Here is a 761-nt window from a genome sequence, read left to right as displayed (position 1 = left end):
GACCAGGACGCACTGCCCGATCCGCTGCACCCGCAAAATTTTCCGGACGAAAGAAGCCGCAATATCTACCTCGCTCTGCCGGTCGCCAGTGATGTGAGAAATGAAATCAGCGACGGACGGCGAATCGGGCGTTACCGGCTGAATTATGCCGATGTCCGGGATTTGCATTCAGAAGAAGGTGACGCGCGAACATTGACGCTGGGTCAACTGACGCCGCGCATTATGAGCGGTGCAGAAGATATGAGCGCCTATATTACGCTCCCGCTTTGCCGTATCAGCAATCGCCATGCCGATGGCTCCCTGACGTTGGATGACGATTTTATCCCCTCCTGCCAGAATATTCAGGTCAGTAAGAAACTGCGTGTTTATCTCAAAGAGGTACAGGGGGCCATTGGCGGACGGGCAAGCGATCTGGCAAACCGTATTGGCTCTCCGGCGCAGAGCGGCATCGCGGATGTGGCGGAATTTATGATGTTGCAGTTACTTAACCGTAACCAGACCCGGTTTACCCATCGCGCCCGCCGATCCCAGCTCCACCCGGAAGATTTCTACCTTGATCTTGCTGGGTTGCTGGGTGAACTGATGACCTTTACCGAGCCGTCGCGCCTGCCCTGCCCGCTTGATGTGTATGATCATCATGATCTGACCAAAACATTTAAAACACTGTTACCGGAAGTCAAACGGGCGCTGCATACCGTACTGTCGCCAAGAGCGGTCAATCTGCCGCTGCATCTGCGTGACGGTATCTGGCAGGCCGATAT

Annotated in this window: 1 protein-coding gene; it reads left to right on the top strand. The window is 54.9% G+C overall.

Annotation, left to right across the window (positions count from 1 at the left end; genetic code table 11):
- Positions 1-761 (top strand): type VI secretion system baseplate subunit TssK (gene tssK / locus RTW80_RS26505; RefSeq protein WP_312721064.1); only part of this gene is annotated, 761 nt, incomplete at both ends.

This window comes from Escherichia sp. AM3, from assembly GCF_032029835.1.
Lineage (GTDB): Bacteria > Pseudomonadota > Gammaproteobacteria > Enterobacterales > Enterobacteriaceae > Escherichia > Escherichia coli.
This window is presented reverse-complemented; position numbering and strand designations above follow the sequence as displayed.